At 67.6% G+C, this 1,051-nt stretch carries 1 protein-coding gene; it reads right to left on the reverse strand.

Going from position 1 to position 1,051, the window contains the following annotated elements:
* Nucleotides 1-1,051, reverse strand: a 1,051-nt coding sequence (locus AWB65_RS35035) for a phage integrase family protein (protein ID WP_327359650.1), incomplete at both ends; no start/stop codon positions are given.

Here is a 1,051-nt window from a genome sequence, read left to right on the forward strand (position 1 = left end):
CGGCGCAACTCGGTCCATAGCTTAGGCGACAACGCCCGCTCGACTTGTACTGCGACTTCGCGCGTGATGGTCACCGGGTCGTGTACCGCGCTCCACGGATTGCCCGCCAGATAGCGGACCTCGGTGAGCCATGCAAACGCCGCGCGTAGCACCCGCACCGCATACGCCTGGCTGTCAGCCGATAGGCCCTCGGGCGCGAAGGGCCGCCAGCGACCGCTCGCGCGTGACTGCTTCGGGCCCACGAACGAGGGCGCCGGCTTCGCGAGGAAGTCTTTATACGCCTCACAGTCCTCGACCGTCATCGACGACACCGGTGTGCCGCGCACAATCACGGCCCACAGTACCAGGCGTTCGAGCTCGCGAGTGTACGCGCGCAGGGTCGTCGGCCGGTCGCGATAGCGGTGCAGATACGCGTGAATCGCGGCGAGATCATGCGGCGCACGGATGAACGAAAACGATGTGGCCCGATTCGAACCCGAGTGTCCATTCGTGGGCCCATTCGCGGCTCCAATCGCACCTGACAATGAAGTGGGGACTGCGAGCCGCTCAAACGGCGCGAGGCGCGGCTCGTGGGATGTGCCACCGATCACGACGATAGCCTGGGCCTGGCTCGACGGTGCCAGTTCCCGCGTATCGATGTCCGCCACATCCACGTCGAGGCGCACACCAAGGGTGCGCTCATGCCGACGCAGCCAGGCGACCAGCGCCTTCGCTCGCAGCGCGCCGATGCGCGGCACCGAGCGCCACCAACTACCGCCGCGCGCATTGCAGTACTCGATCAGCGCGCCGAGGGTCGCGATGCCCTCCCCCGTCAACCGCCGCGCGATCAACGGCCGAAACCACAGGTGCACCGGGTGAGCGACCGACGGCACGGCCGCCGCCAGCGTCGACGCCTGTTCGACCATGCGCAGGGTGACCGCCGTGAGTTTCGCGCTGCCGTGCTGCTTGATCGATGCCTTCAGGTGCTCGGCGAGCGCGGCCGAGCCATGGCGCAACGCGAGCGTCACCAGATCGTCGCGCATGGTGCGCAGATAGCGCTCCATCGCATCGG

It is taken from the genome of Caballeronia humi (assembly GCF_001544475.1).
In the GTDB taxonomy this organism is placed as follows: domain Bacteria; phylum Pseudomonadota; class Gammaproteobacteria; order Burkholderiales; family Burkholderiaceae; genus Caballeronia; species Caballeronia humi.